A 15,640-nucleotide genomic window follows, 5' to 3' on the forward strand; every position below is an offset into this window, starting at 1 on the left:
CTCTACTGACCCACAGCAGAAACAATTCTGATTTGCTTCTCATCGGGAACTTCCTGATAGGAAATCACCCTTAGGTTAGGAATCGTGTGCTTTACAAATCGAGAGAGAGTCGAACGTAACATGCCCGATGTGAGTAATATAGCAGGTTGCCCCACCATCTCTTGCCTTTGTGATGCATCTTCTAAAGATTTTTGCATCCGCTCAGCCAAGCTAGGTTCGATGTTTGGCCCCTCTCCTCCCGTCGCTTGCATTGATTGATGCAACATTTGTTCCAACTCTGGCGCCAAAGTAATGACGGGGATCTCGGTTTCGGGTCCGCTGATTTCTTGGATTATCATTCGTTTTAGAGAGATACGAACCGCAGCAGTCAATACTTCGGTGTCGGCACTCTTGGGACCATATTCAAGCAATGTCTGTACTATTGTCTTAAGATCGCGAATCGAAACACCTTCGTTGAGCAAGTTTTGCATGACTTTGACAACGGTGCCCAAGGACATAACATCCGGTATAAAACCATCGACTAACTTAGGCGAATGTTTACCTAGCATATCCATAAGCTGCTGAACTTCCTCGTAACCGAGAAGCTTAGCCGCATTATTGGTCAATAGCTGACTCAAGTGAGTGGCCACTACCGTTGCAGCATCGACCACGGTATAACCTAAGGTTTGCGCATGCTCTCTCATCTCTGGAGCTATCCAAACCGCTTCTAAGCCAAAGGCTGGGTCTTTCGTCTCTATGCCATCGAGTTTGCCGTATACCTGGCCCGGATTGATGGCCAGTTCACAATCATGTCTTATCTCGGCTTCACCGGATGCCACTCCCATCAAGGAGATGCGATAGGTATTTGGAGAGAGATCTAAGTTGTCACGAATATGTACAGCTGGCACCAGAAAACCAAGCTCTTGGGAAAGCTTTGTACGCACCCCCTTTATCCTGCCAAGCAACTCGCCGCCCTGGCCTTTATCGACCAAAGGAATAAGCCGATATCCTACTTCTAACCCTATGGTATCTACATGCTGAACATCATCCCAGCTAAGCTCCTTAGGTTTGGCGGCTCCCTTATCTGCAGCAGGTTTTTTCGCAAGCTCCAGGGATTCCTCACGCTCCTTCGTTTGTTTTCTATATAAGAAATAAGCCACTGTGCCTACGACTAATGCCAATGAAATGAAGGCAAAGTGTGGCATGCCAGGGACAATCCCCATGATAAATAAGACACCAGCTGCGATGGCTATTGACTTAGGATTGTCAAGCATTTGAGACATCATCATCTGTCCCATATCACCGGACTCGTTTTGACGAGTCACCATCAATGCTGCAGCAATCGAGAGTAAAAGACCCGGGATCTGAGCGACCAGTCCATCACCTATGGTTAACAGAGTATAGATTTCGACGGCAGAGGAAAAATCCAGTCCATGCTGCACCATACCGATAACGAATCCGCCCAGAATATTAATCACCATGATCATGATCCCAGCAATTGCATCGCCTTTAACAAATTTAGATGCACCATCCATTGCCCCGTAAAAATCGGCTTCCTTGGTGACCTCGGCGCGTCTATCTCTCGCTTGATCTTGGTTTAATACTCCGGCATTCAAATCCGCATCGATAGCCATTTGCTTACCAGGCATGGCATCCAAGGTAAAGCGAGCACTAACTTCTGATATACGACCAGCACCTTTAGTCACTACGGCGAAGTTAATGATAATAAGGATTAAAAACACTACCAGACCGACGGCATAATTACCGCCAATCACAACAGATCCAAAAGACTCGATCACTTTACCGGCGGCATCACCGCCGTTATGGCCCTCAAGCAAAACCACTCGAGTCGATGCAACATTCAGGGCTAGGCGCAATAAAGTCGCAATGAGCAATACGCTGGGGAAAGCGGCAAAATCTAATGGTCTATCGGTATAGATAGCCACAAGCAGCACGACTAAGGCCAAGGCTATGTTAAATGAGAACAGTATATCCAGCAGGAATGGCGGCATAGGCAATACAATCATGCCTAACGCAGCGAGAACAAACAAAGGTGTTCCTATGCCTTTAAAACTCGAAGGTTTTACTTGTTTCAGTTGACCGAGTCTTGCTCTAACATCCATTCAAAAAATCCAAACTTTTGACATCTAGCTCTAGTAAAGCAATTTTTGAGCCAAGTAGTGGAAATAATTTCCGTCATAAATAACTAGGTTATCAATATGGTTTTATTTTTATAAGTCAGCACTATACCGTTAGACTGACGTTAAATGAATGCTTCATGATTTAACTGAATAAATTTACAGCAAAAATAGATTATAATAGTCACATCGGCTCAATTTTACCGATAAAATCGACTCAGGGACTTGAGCTGAACTCAGCAGACTAAGTACTGTGCCAAAATACTCGACAAGCTTAATACTTTAAATCCTCCGGTATGGGCTGTTTAACAGGAATAGCCGTAGGTCTTCGGCCTCCATGTTGCTGATATTGACGTAACTGAAATACATAAGCTAATACTTGAGCAACGGCAGTAAATAGTCCCTCAGGGATCTCTTGATCTATTTTGGTTGTATGATAGATAGCTCTAGCTAAAGGGGGCGCTGAGATAATGGCGATGTCATGTGCTCTTGCAATTTCTCTAATCTTAAAAGCAACTTCATCAACACCTTTTGCCAGCACATAGGGCGCCGTCGACTTCATAGCATCGTATTTCACCGCTACAGCATAGTGCTCTGGATTAACAACGATAACATCGGCACTGGGGACTTCTGACATCATGCGTTTCTGAGCTAACTCCCTTTGCATCTGTCTTATGCGACCTTTGACCTCAGGCTTACCCTCGGTGTCCTTATATTCATCTTTTACTTCCTGCTTAGTCATCTTGAGTTGTTTATTGTGATTCCAAACCTGGAATGGGACATCAATAATCACGATGAGTAATGTTGACGAGCACAGCAAGATGAACATCCAGACTAATAGGTCAAGCGCACGGTATACATTCCCAGGAAGATGATCCCGAGATAAAGCCAAAATTTCATTAAAAAAGAAGCTCAAAAGAAAATATGCGGATAATGCGACAACCAAAAATTTGGCAATACCTTTGGTTAATTCCACAATGGCCTGTACGCCAAACATTCTTTTAAACCCTTTCATAGGATTCATTTTCTCGGTTTTCGGCATAAATGCCTTGGTAGAGAAGCTGATCCCGCCTAAGACGATATTGCCGATAAAGGCCACTAAAGCGATGACTAACATCAGGCTAGCCATGGGAAAGGCCAGCTCTCGTCCTATCATGCTCCAAACCAAGAGCATCTGATTTGTGTCGAATACTTGCTCCCTGTCCATAGTGAACATGGTAGTCATTATGGTGACTAAACTAGCGGCAATACTTGGGCCGACCATAGCAAAGCCAACCGCTGCCGACACTAAAACAGCTGATGTTCCCAGTTCTTTAGAGCGGGCAACCTGACCTTTCTCCCGTGCTTGTTCTAATCGCCTAGGGGTAGCCTCTTCGGTTTTTTCCTGGCTACTGTCATTTTCAGCCATGAACTAGCACTCCCTTAGGTCAGCTCTGCAAGCGCTTAAGCTGAGACATCAAAATGTTCCATCAGTATTACACTGAAGCTTCACGAGATCACATAGCAACAACTGAGCTGACGTCCACACTTCACCAAAGTGCTCCATTATCGGAGTCAAGGTTAGCCACAAGATCACTAAACCACTGACCATGGTCACAGGAAAGCCTATGGCAAAAATATTCAGTTGGGGTGAAGCTCGAGTCATGACACCGAATGACAGGTTTATCAGCAATAGCGCAACGATAGGCGTGATGGACATGGTCAATGCCGCGCCAAACATATACCCCCCCCACTCAGCCAACATTCTATAACTTGTGATACTCAGACCTTGATCCGAAACGGGAATCGTCTCAAAGCTCATCACTAGCATACGTATCATGACCAAATGACCATCGACAGCGAGAAAGATCATGGTGGTTAACAGCAAAAATAAGTTACCGATCACTGGAGTTTGTTGACCGGAAGATGGATCTACCATAGAGGCAAAACCTAAACTGGTCTGCATACCTATGATTTGGCCTGTGAGAACAAAGGTTTGCATCACAAGCAAAGTAACGAATCCCATAGCGATGCCAATCAGAAGCTGTTGCAAAGTGATAAAAATCGCAGACGCCGCAAATAGTTCTACATTCTCCACAGGGGGTAAAACTGGCGCGATGGCAAAAGTTATCGCCATCGATAACAAGGCTCTGACTCTGACAGGTGTGGTATTAGCCCCGAACACGGCCATCACCATAAACATACTAGACACCCTGAACAGAGGCCACATGTAAGAGGCTATCGTGTCCATGAGGGTCGCCATTAGAATATCCATCTGGGCTAACCTACTGGAGTCATCAAGTTAATCACTCGAGTCATATTAATCACCCGAGTCAAGTTAATCACTCGAGTCATATTAATCACTCGAGTCATATTAATCACCCGAGTCATATTAATCACTCGAATCATATTAATCACCCGAATCAAGTTAATCACTCGGATCAAATTAATCACTCGAGTCATATTAATCACCCGAGTCAAGTTAATCACTCGAAACATATTGTTCCTCGTCACCCTATGACCTGGGGGATCATATTGACCATCTGTAAGAAGAATTCCATCATGGTTTGAATTAAGGTGTGGCCGAGAAACATCAGAGCAAACAATGTCGTCAATAAACGAGGAAGAAAACTTAGGGTTTGTTCGTTAATTGAGGTTGCCGCTTGAAATACCGCCACCACTAACCCGATCACGAGTCCTGGCACGATAATCAACGACACTATGGTCACTATGACTGAGAGGGCCTCCCGGAAGATATCAACCAATGACTCAGGATTCATAAACCCACCTAGATACCGAAGCTATTTGCAAGAGTACCCATCACCAGGCTCCAGCCATCGACAAGCACAAACAACATGATTTTAAAAGGGAGTGAGACGATCATGGGAGATAACATCATCATACCCATAGCCATTAAAATACTAGCCACCACAAGATCCAATACTAAGAAAGGCACGAATAACATAAACCCAATCTGAAACGCAGTCTTTAACTCACTGGTAATAAATGAAGGAATTAACACGCTCATAGGGACATCTTCGGGCGAATTAATATTCTGATATCCCGAAATTTCGATGAATGTGTCGAGATCTGTTACCCGAGTTTGGGCTAACATAAAAGTCTTGATCGGCTCTTTTCCAATATTGAAAGCCTGCTCAATATTCATGGTTTCTGCAATATAAGGTTTAACGGCTTCGTCATATATTTTGTCGAAAACAGGCGCCATGATAAAGAATGTCATGAACATACTGATGCCAATAAGCACTTGATTTGACGGCGTCTGCTGTAAGCCAATTGCTTGTCTAAGAATCGACAATACCACTATGATACGCGTAAATGAGGTGAGCATGATAATCATGGCTGGCAGAAAACTCATTGCCGTCATTAACAGCAATATCTGCATAGTCACAGAATACTGAGTTCCACCATCAGGAGTCGTGGTCACAGTCAAGGCAGGTAATACACCATCAACGGCGAATGCCGCTGGTGAGAGTAGCAACAACCCCAAGATGAGTGAAAGTGATAGTCGCTTCATATTTATGTCGTCTTTGCTTGGCGTAATCGCTCAGCAAAAGACTCAGTCTCTATGCTGATGGGGGTATCTAATTTATCTATTACCTGTATTTGCTGAGCTGTCACACCGAGTAAATATTGCTGGCCACCCACCTCGAGTAATACCACCTTCTCTTTCTGCCCCAATGGCATCACAGCCAAAGTCTTTAATACACTGTGGTTAGATGGCGCTAGATTTAATCGTTTGACGATATATGCCAGCACAAAAATGATGGCGAGCACAACGATTAACCCACCTAACATATTGGTCATTGTCGTAATTGCCGATCCTTTCTCTGCGGTTGATGCGACGGTGGGGGAAGCTGCCAATCCACTTGCGAATAACGTGTTAATCATATCTACCCTATTTTAACTTCTTAATACGCTCGGTTTGGCTAATGACATCAGTCAAGCGTATACCGAATTTATCATTGACAACAACCACTTCACCATGGGCAATCAAGGTGCCATTAACCATCACATCCAGAGGCTCACCGGCAACACGATCTAATTCCACTACCGAGCCTTGGTTGAGTTGTAATAAGTTACGAATACTGATGAAGCTACGACCAACTTCCATGGATATTGTCACAGGAATATCCATGATGGTATCGAGTTTCGCTGCATCTTCGGCTGTTAAAGGTTGGCTTTCATCTGTCAGCTCATCAAGTTCGACAGCCTCAGCTTCCTCTATCGCTTGTTCGGCCATTGCTTCAGCCCAATCATCACCTGTATCTTCTGTACTCATTGTCTTTACCTTAACTACTTAATTCAGTTTACTATCTTAACAAGCTACTTCCTTAGTTAAGATAGGATTTATAAATCAGAAATGTCTTTAGCTTTAGCCTTACTCTTACGCGTCACTAAGTTCAATTCAGATTTGACGGTTTCCGGCCGTGGGATTTTTTCGGAGACTCGCAAGGCTAAATTGTCTCTAGTCTTACCCAACTTACACCTATAAGTGGGTAGATCCTCGACACGTAAGACAATATGTTCAGGCAGATCAACTGGAATAATGTCGCCAATTTGAAACTCCATCACATCTTTGAGGGTGATCTCTTGATCTACTATGGTTGCGTCTATGCCGACCTTGATATCCATGATCTCGTCTTTCAGTGCCTGGGACCAGCGCATATCCGTATCTTGGGTATCACTCTGTACACCAGCATCGAGTAGCTCACGTATTGGCTCAATCATGGAATACGGCAAGGTAATGTGGAAATCTCCACCGCCGCCATCCACTTCGATATGAAAAGAACTAATTACCACGACTTCCGTTGGGCTGACAATGTTTGCCATTGCTGGGTTGACCTCGGAATCAAGGTACTCAAACTCGACATCCATCACAGGAGCCCAAGCATCTTTATAATCTTCGAAGATGATTTTTAGCAATAATTGAACGATACGTCTTTCCGTTGGAGTGAATTCACGACCTTCAATTTTGGCATGAAAACGTCCATCGCCACCAAAGAAGTTATCCACTAAAATGAAGACTAATCTTGCCTCCATGGTGATGAGCCCCGTTCCTTTTAGCGGGCTAAATCTCACCATATTCAGACTGGTCGGAACAAACAGAGTGTGAACATATTCGCCGAATTTGAGCATTTGCACGCCATTAATGGAAACTTCAGCCGCTCGGCGCATCATATTAAACATACTGATGCGCAAGTGTCTGGCAAACCTTTCGTTCACTATCTCTAAGGTCGGCATTCTTCCGCGAACAATACGATCTTGAGAAGAAAAATCATAGGAGCGAGCATCAATCTCGCCCTCTTCAACTTCATCTTCATCAACGTCATCTACACCGTGTAGTAACGCATCAATTTCGTCTTGGCTTAATAGATCACTCACAATAATGCCTTTATTAAACAAAAATAGGGAAACGAGCTAACTCATACAAGCGCGGCTTGAAACCTCGTTAGCATAAATCAAAAACTAAAAAATTAATCTTGGATTGTTCTCATGCACTACTGCATGACGAAACCAGTAAACAGGACTTTCTCAACGACTTTACGCCCTGTCACAGGTTGTAGCGTATTCTGAACATTGAGTAAGGCCAATTGACGCATCTCGTCTTTACCGGCAAGGGTGCTTAACTTTTGAACATCGGCACTACTAAATGTCGTCAGTAGTGCATCTTCAATCAAGGGGATGTGTTTCTTAATTAATACATCATCGTCAGAGCCGCGCACCATCAACTGAACTTTAATCTCTACCAACCTGGCACGATTCGCCCCCGGCAAGTTAAACAGGAATGGCCTAGGCATCCCCACATAGAAAGCCTCACCTACATTCATAGGCTCTTGAGTTTCTTCGGTGCCATCAGTATTTTCACTGTTTGCAGTGCTATCGCTTGCCCCCATGAAAAACCACAAGGCCCCGGCTATAATTAGCACTAATACGAGTCCGACAACACCGAAGACAATCAGTTTTTTCTTACTTTTCGGGTCTTCATTTTCTTCAAGTTCTAAGGATTCTTCTTCGGCCATTTCATTTCCCTTTAGGCTTAAGTCTGATGCAATCTTGTTATAATAGACCAAGGGTTAATGTCTTTTTACCCATCAAGGATCTAATTTTGCTATAGACTACCTTCTTATGCGTAATAATCTATACCTGAACGATAACTAGATGCCTGATTTGAGCTTAATAGTGACTCATCTGCAGATATTTCATCCAGTTCAGAGTCATAACCCTCTTGTGAATGCTCCGAATGACCCGTTTCACCTTGATCTTTTCCCGAATCACGTTGAGAAACTTGGCTATCAGAGAGTTGCAAGCCTTGTTCAGCTAATAATTCCTTCAATCTAGGTAATGCTTGCTCAACTATGTCTCTGGTCTGATGCTGGGCAACTTGAAAGTGCACTTGAGTCTGATCACCCTGGACTTGAATTCTAATCATTAATGACCCCAGTTCAGGGGGGTCTAACCTGATTTCAGCATGTTGGATCCCTTGACTCACCATAGTCACTAGCTGTTGCTTCATCACTGGAGAGAAACGCTGGATCATTTCCTGCATCTGGCTCTGAGTGTCATTATTCTGTCTTAAAACCAACTGAAACTGGGGGATTTCTGATTTACTCTGTGATGTTGAGCCTATTTGCAACCCTGATAAGGTTTTGATGTCAGTATTAGACGTGGATGACGTGTCACTTAGCGTAGTCCCCCCATCTAAACTGGATTTCAAGGGATTGAGCTGTACCGATAACTCAGCCCCTTTAAGCTGTTGCTCAGCCTTAGTCATCGCTTCAACAGGAAGCTTTGTACTCCCCTGATCTATTTGATTTTCCGTACGGGTTAACACATCATTCCCTGCACCTTGATGGGTCAAGTTAACCTTACCTATATCCTTGAATCCGACCGATTTATCAGAGGTTTCCGCTTCAGACAATGGCAAGTTATTTGTTGACTGTATAAGGCCTGCACTTCGGCTTTCATGGCCTTTACGGATCTCCCCTCCAACCACAGCAGAGCCCACGCTCACAGTCTGGGAGTCTGAACTTGTCACCGTGGAAATTAATTGAATCAATTTTTCAGGGGGTAAAAATGCTAATTCCGCCTCAGATAAACCTGACTCTAGTACTAGCTTATCAATAAGGTTTTTATCCAGAGGAACCTGAGTATCAGGATTTATGAGTAAGGTCTCTAACTCGACATTTGATACTGTCTGGGATTGCTCGGTCCCAACAATATCGGCTATTACTTCATCTGCTTGTATTGTCTCTTGCGCGGGAAAATTGAGTTCTGTATTTTCAGCACCATCCACCACACTCAGTAAATAGTCGTCTAATGTGGGATCACTTGTCGTTTTTTCACTGCCTTCCAACGGCAAACTATCGCCGCTGTTGTCTAGGTTAGTATTTGCCTCTAACTGACTGGCCAAATTTATCTGGGCTAAAACATGATCAACATTGCTTACAGCATCATCGACAGCTTGGGGGTCACCCTCTAGCGCAGCCTCATCCCTCTCTACATTAGCCTGTGAGCTTTCTGTAGCAGACATCTTTTCAACATTAGCATTTTTAGCTCGATTTGACTCTCTAGCTTGAGTGTTCGCTTGTTCTAATGCCGAAGAAAAGTCATTACTTTCAGATGATTGGGCACGACTTTTATCACCTTGTTTTATCCCGCCTACAGATAAGTTATCGGATACATTGTCTTTATTCGTTAAGAGTATATTTGTCATTTTCTGCATGAAGCCTCCAACAAGGCTGATAGTCAATAAACATAAGAGCTATTTTTTAGAAATCAAAGATGCTAGAACTATATCGTTAAACTGTGTTGTCAAAATAGTGGCCTAAAATCAAATACCCACAACTCATTCAATAGAGCATGCAATAAAAGCGCCAATATTGGTCACTTTATTGGGGAAGTATACTGCATCGACATAACGTCATATCAGCGCACTTTTTTCCTATAGAACTGCTGTGATGCAAACTCATCCACCATTTTTTGTTCTAGCCTCAATTCCGCTTCCCTAGCCTTCAGCGCTTTATGCTCTAACAGCAACTCAACAGCCTTACGTTTTTGTTGTTTCTCTTGCCAGTACTGCTGCCTGTGTTCTCTTTGATTATCGGCTTCGGTGACTGAAGTAACCTGCTTGGTGATTGCTTCATCTACTTGGCGTACAAATTGATGAAATTGGTGATAATAACTGGCACTGATATTCTTACCATGATGGCTCTCCATCTGTTTCATATAATCTAAGCGATAGTTTCGCAAAGCCTCAAGTTGGCTTAGGCACTTTTGAAGTGCGAGTTGAGCTGACTTTAATTGCAACGCCGCCTGCTCCTCTGCCTCGCTAGTCAGTTTCAATACAGTAAGAAGAGGGTCATGCTTAGCCATTTATACTCCAGAAAAAGAAGGTCCTAGAAACTAGAAACTGATCATACCTTACACTGCGCACTCAACTGAGAAAGCATAAGATGACTTGAATCAAAACTAAGTGCTTCCTTCATCGTTTGCCTTAAAAATGCGTTCATCGCGGGTTGAAGCCGTATTGCATTATCAATTCTTGGGTCGCTGCCCTGAGTATATGCCCCAATAGAGATCAGATCTTTGTTCTGTTGAAATAGGGAATAGACTTGTTTTACTCGCCTCATTGACTCCAGATGCTCAGTATTAATCACCATAGGGGCAACACGGCTAATCGAGGCTTCGACATCGATGGCGGGGTAATGACCTGAGTCGGCTAATGATCTCGACAAGACTATGTGCCCATCTAAGATTGCTCTGGCCGCATCAGCAATGGGATCCTGAAGATCATCCCCTTCAGTTAATACAGTATAAAACGCTGTGATAGAGCCCTGACCCGGACCACCATTTCCTGCTCTTTCGACCAATTTGGGTAACTTAGCAAACACCGAAGGCGGATAACCTTTGGTTGCTGGAGGTTCACCGACCGCCAGTGCTATTTCTCGCTGAGCTTGGGCATAACGGGTTAGGCTATCCATGAGAAGCAATACGTTATAGCCCAAATCTCTAAAATATTCAGCAATTCGCGTCGACGTTTCACAGGCTCGAAGACGCATAAGTGGAGAAGTATCGGCGGGAGCCGCTACCACAACAGACCGTGCACGTCCCTCTTCCCCCAAGATTTCTTCGATAAACTCTTTAACTTCACGGCCACGCTCTCCGACTAACCCAACCACTATGATGTCGGCAGTAGTCCCTCGCGTCATCATACCCAGCAGCACACTTTTACCCACACCAGAACCAGCAAAGAGCCCCATCCGCTGGCCTTTACCGACGGTTAGCATGGCATTGATCGCCCTAACGCCGACATCTAAAGGCTCAGTGATCGCTCTGCGAGCTAAGGGGTTGATAGAAGGTGAATGTCTCGGTGCTTTTTGATCGGTTTGTAATCGGCCTAAACTGTCTAAGGGTTGACCATTACCATCGAGTACACGCCCCAGTAATGCCAGTCCCACATTGAGTCCAGTTTGCTCACCTAAGGGGGTGACCCTAGCGCCGGGTAAAACACCTCTTAACTCTTCTATAGGCATTAAATAGAGAAGCTCATCGTCGAAACCTATCACTTCGGCCACCAAGTCCCCTGCCAAGGTTTCTATGCTACAAAGACTCCCTATCGGGGCTCGACAGCCTGTAGCTTCGAGCGTTAGCCCTACCACCCGAATCAACTGTCCACTGGCCTCGGGCACAAATGGATAAACCTTATCATGCTGCAGTCTGATTTTAGTCAGTAGCTGGCTTTGGCGGTTGCTCATCTTGTTTTACGCCTTCTGAATCTCTAGGTGCTGACACATTTTCTTCATGAGTACTAAGTATCTCTTTTTGTGCACTAGGCTCACTCTCCACATCACTAGACTCTACATCGCCTGATGACGTCAGTTCCCCGAGTTGCCCTTCTATTTCATCAATTACATTCTGCTGAATTTCATGGCTAGTGTGAGATGATAAGCCCTGCTGTTGCTGCTCTTGTGATTGATTGAGATGTTGAAGATGATGGTTCATCTCCTCAAGCACTGTGCTTATCCTCTGTTCCAGTCGCATATCGACACTACTTCGATGACTGTTAATGACACAATCACCAGGTGACAAGCTTGGGTCTGCTTCCAATTCCCATCGGTTTTTTTCCAATTGATTAGCACTATAGAGTTCTTGAACCAATTGGTGATCATCCGGATGTAAACGAATAGTGATCCCTTGCTCCTTCAATGGGAGTGAATCAACACCTTGCCTCAGTGCTGCCAATATGTGCTCAGGGTGAGTTTTCAACTCGTGACCAATAACGGCGCGGGTTAATTTCATCGTCAGGGAGAGTAACTCTTGTTCAATCTCGGTATCTAACAGGGCTAAGGGCTTTTCAAATTGTTCCAGCAAGGACTCAAATCGTGAAATTAAGACTTTAGCTTTCTCTACACCTTCGCTGTGACCCTGCTCAGCCCCCTGTTTCAGGCCCTCTTCATGGCCCTGTTTCAACCCCTCTAGTCGGCCGCTTTCTACCCCGGTCTGAAAACCTTCTTCTTTTCCCTGAGCAAAGCCTTCTTGCTCGGCTTGCTCACGAATTTCTTCTATTTCAGTTAATGTCGGCGGCAAAAAAGATTGGGGTTCATCTACATCGGCTTTATATTCCCCTGTACGACCGAACAAGTTTGAGACACCTTCGGGAGTTGCAACTGTTACATCGGGGATTTGCCAATGTGTGAACTCAACCTCAGAACGACTCGATTCCCCCTCTGCCGGCTTACCTTCACAGTCTGTTTTCATTATAAGAACTCTTCACCGCCACCACCGCCTAACATAATCTCACCACTATCACTTAAACGCCTAGCAATAGATAAGATCTCTTTTTGAGCGACTTCAACTTCACTTATCCTGATTGGCCCCATGGCTTCTAAGTCATCATTTAACAACTCAGCCGCTCGCTTAGACATATTACCCAAAATCTTATCTTTGAGTGCATCATCGGCGCCCTTGAGTGCCTTCATCAGAACATCTTGTTGAATTTCGCGAAGCAGCACTTGAATACCTACGTCATCCACGTCAATCAGATTCTCAAAGACAAACATCAGATCTTGTATCTGTTGCGCCATCTCTTCATCTGACTCTCTCATGGTCTCCATGAGCTGACTCTCAACATTGGTGTCCAGATAGTTCATAATACCAGCTGCAGCTTTTAAACCGCCCATCTTAGCAGCCTGAGCACCGCCTTGACCTGCAAACTGTTTCTCCATGATATCGTTTAATTCCTGGAGTGCCGCGGGTTGAACCTCTTCTAAATTTGCGATGCGCATCATAAGGTCAAGACGTGTATTCTCAGGAGACTGGGCAAAAATTTCTGCCGCCTGATCGGGTTCCAGATAGGAAAGCACGATAGTTTGGATCTGCGGGTGCTCATTTTGTATGATGGTCGCCACTTGACGAGGATCCATCCACTTGAGTGAATCCAATCCTTTAGCACCGCTACCCATGATGATCTGTTCGATTAAATTACCGGCCTTATCTTCACCTAGCGCCGCCGTTAAGGCCTTTCGAACAAACTCTTCACTGTTAAAGCCAATAGATGAGTACTTTTGAACTTCATCAAGAAATAGCTTATGTACACCTACGACTTTTTCCTGACCAAAATCATCCATGGCTGCCATCACCATGCCAACCTTTTGAACTTGCTTTGGCTCCAGGTGTTTTAAAATTGACGCAGCGTCCGCTTCACTTAGGCTCAAAAGTAATATTGCCGTTTTTTCAGTGCCAGTTAGCTCGTCTACATTACCGGCTTTAGCTTCATTATCTGATTTATTGCTCATCTGCTTGTAACCAACCTTTTACTACCTGGGTAGATAACTCAGGTTCATTTGCGACCAACGCTCTAATTGCTTTAATCATATCATCATCTTTATGAAGATCCGGTATCAAAATCGAACCGTCATCTGCATAACTGTATTCGGCTTCAGGGCGGTTGAGCATTCCCAAGGTATCCGATGCAAATTGATCTTCGATTTCAGCCAGTTCATCACCAAATTTTGGCTCATCGGGAATATTGATACTATCTGGATAGATAAGGCGCTTCAGCATAGGTCTTACGATAAATAAAATTAAGGCAAGAATGATTAAGCCACCCATGCCCAGCTTGAGCGCTCGCCAGAACCATGGCTGTTCCCATAGCTCTGGAGCCGGTGCTTCTTCGATAAGCTGATCCATGAAGGGAACAGTAACCACTTCAAGCACATCACCACGTTGAGTACTGAAACCTACAGCCCCCTCTAACAAACGGCGAATATTCGCTAACTCTTGTTCGGTTCGCGGTACTCGATTAATTTGACCATCTTCCCCGGCAGCCCCAGTTTTAAAGTCCACGGCAACAGACACACTGACACGTCTTACCGTACCAACTTGCTGCCTAGTATGGCTGATGGTGGTATCGAGTTCGAAATTTCTGGTGGCTTCTCTGTGAGATGAACCACGACTTGCAGAATCTGACTCAGCTTCTGCATTTAACGCATCCTGTGGAATATCACTCTCCATAGGAGGCTGATTCGACAAGGCGCCAGGGATCCCCGATGTACTGCCACCACCAGAGTCGTTCTCAACTGTCATTTCACTTCTAAGGGCGGGGAGATCTGGGTTGTAACGCTTCGCAGTTTGCTCGACCGCGGTGAAGTCCATCGTAACATCGACTTGAGAGGTGAAATTTTCAGGCCCTAGTATCGGCATGAGAATCGATTGAACCTTAGTCCTGTATTCCACCTCTTTTTGTAGTACTAACTCTTGCTCTCTTCGCGCTCTTGCCGAGACCGCATCTTGGCTACCTGAGTTTAATAATCGACCATTTGAATCTGTCACGGTCACACGAGTAGGGATTAAGCCTTGAACGGCCGAAGCCACGATATCAACGACTGCATCAACTTCTTCTTGTCCAAGCCCACCTCGACGAACGTTGAGTACCACAGTTGCACTGGGCTTAGCACGGTTTCTTGAGAAGACATTCTCTTTGGGAATAGCCAAAATAACTTTAGCTCTACTGACACTTCTAAGCTCTTCAATAGCCCTGGCTAAATTCAACTCTTGACTATGCTTGAGCCTTGCTTGCTCCATTCGCTGGCTCACGCCAAAACCACTATCTTGACTCAGGTAATCATTTTGGTTCGAGGCACCATCGATCCCCTCCCGGCTCAACATCAACTTAACATCTTGATACTTATCTTCAGGCACCTTGATAACATCTACATCGATCTGATACTTAATTTTGTTTTTATCTAAGGCGTCCAATACCTTTACCATCTCTTGGGTATCCATTTTCCCAAGGGGTCTGTATTCCGGCTCTTGAGCCCATAACATGATAAATACAGCCAATGCCAAACAGATCGCAAGCGCGAGTATCATGGTGACTTGGCGCAGCATATCAACCCCGCCAAACGTACTGCCGCCGGATTTATTTTCTTCTTGGACTCCACCCGCCAGCTGATCGCTTGCCAATGTAGACTCAGAACCTACTACCATGTCTGTGCTCAAAATTGTTACCCGTTTATTCTATT

General features: G+C 44.7%; 16 protein-coding genes. All 16 read right to left on the bottom strand.

The genetic code is table 11. The features are described 5' to 3' along the window. Window positions 1-2: 2 nt before the first annotated feature. The gene (gene flhA, locus sps_RS18555; RefSeq protein ID WP_077753859.1) at window positions 3-2,102 is read right to left on the bottom strand and encodes a flagellar biosynthesis protein FlhA; all 2,100 of its coding nucleotides are present in this window, start codon (window positions 2,100-2,102) and stop codon (window positions 3-5) included. A gap of 289 nt (window positions 2,103-2,391) precedes the next feature. Continuing rightward, entirely contained in the window at window positions 2,392-3,525 is a 1,134-nt protein-coding gene (flhB, locus tag sps_RS18560) for a flagellar biosynthesis protein FlhB (RefSeq protein ID WP_077753860.1), read from the bottom strand. Window positions 3,526-3,573: 48 nt separating this feature from the next. Further along, window positions 3,574-4,371 (bottom strand): flagellar biosynthetic protein FliR, encoded by a 798-nt coding sequence (gene fliR / locus sps_RS18565; protein ID WP_077753861.1) that lies wholly within the window; start codon window positions 4,369-4,371, stop codon window positions 3,574-3,576. Window positions 4,372-4,376: 5 nt separating this feature from the next. Further along, window positions 4,377-4,595, bottom strand: a complete 219-nt coding sequence (locus sps_RS28540) for a hypothetical protein (protein WP_077753862.1) — start codon at window positions 4,593-4,595, stop codon at window positions 4,377-4,379. Between the two features lie 11 nt (window positions 4,596-4,606). Next, entirely contained in the window at window positions 4,607-4,876 is a 270-nt protein-coding gene (locus sps_RS18575; RefSeq protein WP_077753863.1) for a flagellar biosynthetic protein FliQ, read from the bottom strand. Window positions 4,877-4,884: 8 nt separating this feature from the next. Then, entirely contained in the window at window positions 4,885-5,631 is a 747-nt protein-coding gene (gene fliP / locus sps_RS18580) for a flagellar type III secretion system pore protein FliP (RefSeq protein ID WP_077753864.1), read from the bottom strand. Window positions 5,632-5,633: 2 nt separating this feature from the next. Further along, window positions 5,634-6,005, bottom strand: a complete 372-nt coding sequence (gene fliO / locus sps_RS18585; RefSeq protein ID WP_077753865.1) for a flagellar biosynthetic protein FliO — start codon at window positions 6,003-6,005, stop codon at window positions 5,634-5,636. A gap of 7 nt (window positions 6,006-6,012) precedes the next feature. Further along, window positions 6,013-6,396, bottom strand: coding sequence for a flagellar motor switch protein FliN (gene fliN / locus sps_RS18590; protein WP_077753866.1), 384 nt, complete (start codon window positions 6,394-6,396; stop codon window positions 6,013-6,015). A 68-nt stretch (window positions 6,397-6,464) separates the two neighbouring features. After that, window positions 6,465-7,499, bottom strand: a complete 1,035-nt coding sequence (gene fliM / locus sps_RS18595; RefSeq protein ID WP_077753867.1) for a flagellar motor switch protein FliM — start codon at window positions 7,497-7,499, stop codon at window positions 6,465-6,467. A gap of 116 nt (window positions 7,500-7,615) precedes the next feature. Beyond that, window positions 7,616-8,137, bottom strand: coding sequence for a flagellar basal body-associated protein FliL (fliL, locus tag sps_RS18600; RefSeq protein ID WP_077753868.1), 522 nt, complete (start codon window positions 8,135-8,137; stop codon window positions 7,616-7,618). Window positions 8,138-8,241: 104 nt separating this feature from the next. Then, window positions 8,242-9,840, bottom strand: coding sequence for a flagellar hook-length control protein FliK (locus sps_RS18605; protein WP_237157880.1), 1,599 nt, complete (start codon window positions 9,838-9,840; stop codon window positions 8,242-8,244). Window positions 9,841-10,043: 203 nt separating this feature from the next. After that, entirely contained in the window at window positions 10,044-10,490 is a 447-nt protein-coding gene (fliJ, locus tag sps_RS18610; protein WP_077753870.1) for a flagellar export protein FliJ, read from the bottom strand. 41 nt (window positions 10,491-10,531) lie between these two features. Then, window positions 10,532-11,872, bottom strand: coding sequence for a flagellar protein export ATPase FliI (gene fliI, locus sps_RS18615; RefSeq protein WP_077753871.1), 1,341 nt, complete (start codon window positions 11,870-11,872; stop codon window positions 10,532-10,534). Further along, window positions 11,841-12,875 (bottom strand): flagellar assembly protein FliH, encoded by a 1,035-nt coding sequence (gene fliH / locus sps_RS18620; protein ID WP_077753872.1) that lies wholly within the window; start codon window positions 12,873-12,875, stop codon window positions 11,841-11,843. The genes fliI and fliH overlap by 32 nt, the downstream gene beginning before the upstream one ends. Further along, the gene (gene fliG, locus sps_RS18625) at window positions 12,875-13,912 is read right to left on the bottom strand and encodes a flagellar motor switch protein FliG (protein WP_077753873.1); all 1,038 of its coding nucleotides are present in this window, start codon (window positions 13,910-13,912) and stop codon (window positions 12,875-12,877) included. The genes fliH and fliG overlap by 1 nt, the downstream gene beginning before the upstream one ends. Then, the gene (gene fliF, locus sps_RS18630; protein ID WP_077753874.1) at window positions 13,902-15,605 is read right to left on the bottom strand and encodes a flagellar basal-body MS-ring/collar protein FliF; all 1,704 of its coding nucleotides are present in this window, start codon (window positions 15,603-15,605) and stop codon (window positions 13,902-13,904) included. The genes fliG and fliF overlap by 11 nt, the downstream gene beginning before the upstream one ends. Window positions 15,606-15,640: the final 35 nt, after the last annotated feature.

Origin of the sequence: Shewanella psychrophila, assembly GCF_002005305.1 — a bacterium.
Lineage (GTDB): Bacteria > Pseudomonadota > Gammaproteobacteria > Enterobacterales > Shewanellaceae > Shewanella > Shewanella psychrophila.